This window comes from Rathayibacter sp. AY1B5 (assembly GCF_002932795.1).
Taxonomy (GTDB): Bacteria; Actinomycetota; Actinomycetes; order Actinomycetales; family Microbacteriaceae; genus Rathayibacter.
This window is the reverse complement of sequence record NZ_PSWM01000056.1, coordinates 1-814: the sequence shown is the minus strand read 5'-3', so window position 1 is coordinate 814 and position 814 is coordinate 1. Positions and strand designations below refer to the sequence as shown.

Genomic DNA, 814 nt, shown 5'->3' with positions numbered 1-814 from the left:
CTGCCCGCGCAGGCCGCCGCCGCCGCCACTCCCGCCACCCTCTCGGTGCTGAGCCTGGGCGACTCCATCACCCAGGCCTACGGCACCTGCGGCTCCTTCGGCGACTGCCCGCGCAACAACTGGTCCACCGGCACCAGCACCTCGGTGAAGTCCTTCGCGTCGCGACTGCGCGCGGCACTGCCCGGCACCACCGTGACGACCGCGAACTTCGCCACCACCGGCGACGTCGTCGCGCAGGTCCCCTCGCGGATCGACGCAGCGGTCGCCGCCGGCGTGCGGCCCGATGTCGTCACCCTGCTCATCGGCGGCAACGACCTCTGCTCGCCCGACAACCGCGTCGCCTCCGACGGCTACACCATGACCCCGGCGAGCACCTTCCGCACGGGGGCCTCCGCCGCGATCACGAAGATCCGCACCACGTGGCCCTCCGCCCGCATCGTCCTCTCCTCGATGCCGAACGTCGCGTCCGAGTGGTCGGTCGTCAAGACCGGAGTCGGCGCGCTGGTCTGGTCCGGCGGCGACCTGTGCCGCACCACCCGCGGCGTCAGCTCGACCGGCCGTCGGCTGAGCAGCACCGCTGCGGCCGCCTCCGCCGCTGCCGCGAAGACGCGGACGACGCAGTACAACACCGCCCTGCAGACGGCGTGCAGCGCCGCCGGTCAGCTCTGCGACTGGGACGGTGGTGCGCTCACCGCGACGCCCGTCACGAAGAGCCTGATCGGCACCACGGACTACTTCCACCCGAGCATCGCGGGCCAGGCGAAGATCGCCTCGATCCAGTGGGCCGCGTCGAACTTCTCGAAGTAGCGCCCTC

Annotated in this window: 1 protein-coding gene; it reads left to right on the top strand. The window is 72.2% G+C overall.

Translation table 11 applies throughout. From position 1 onward, the window contains the following. Nucleotides 1–807 (top strand): GDSL-type esterase/lipase family protein (locus C5D44_RS17495; protein WP_181118550.1); only part of this gene is annotated, 807 nt, incomplete at its 5' end. Nucleotides 808–814: the final 7 nt, after the last annotated feature.